This is a genomic window from Actinomadura napierensis (assembly GCF_039529375.1).
Taxonomy (GTDB): Bacteria; Actinomycetota; Actinomycetes; order Streptosporangiales; family Streptosporangiaceae; genus Spirillospora; species Spirillospora napierensis.
The window spans coordinates 1-530 of the sequence record NZ_BAAAMR010000417.1; the positions used below are offsets into that span (position 1 = coordinate 1).

Annotated in this window: 1 protein-coding gene; it reads left to right on the forward strand. The window is 42.5% G+C overall.

The window, feature by feature from the left end:
• Positions 1-530, forward strand: a 530-nt coding sequence (locus ABD296_RS50230; protein ID WP_407061608.1) for an amidohydrolase family protein, incomplete at both ends; no start/stop codon positions are given.

Genomic DNA, 530 nt, shown 5'->3' on the forward strand with positions numbered 1-530 from the left:
CGACAGGTGTCAAAGCTCACTTTGGTTTGTTGTCTTGTGGCGCTTCGGTCGAATTAATTCGTGCTGCAAAAGCAAAAGGTTTACCGGTTACTGCCGATGTAGCAATGCATCAGTTACATTTAACTGAGCAACTAATTGATGGCTTCAATTCACTTGCACATGTTCGTCCACCATTACGTTCTGAGCAAGATAAAGAGCTTTTACGCCAAGGTTTAAAACAAGGTGTAATTGATGCAATCTGTACCCACCATGAGCCTTTAAGCAGTTCAGCTAAAATGGCTCCATTTGCAGAGACCCAACCGGGTATTACTGCATTTGATACTTATGTGGCTTTGGGTATTCAGCTCATTAATGAAGGTTTATTTGAACCTTTAGAATGGGTAACTAAAGTGACAAGTGCTCCTGCACAGGTAGCAAATATGACAGCACGTTGGCAAGCTGAAGCAGGGTGGGTGTTGGTAGATCCTGAGTTAAGCTGGACTGTAAGTAAAGACACTATTTTATCTCAAGGGAAAAACACCCCTTTACTG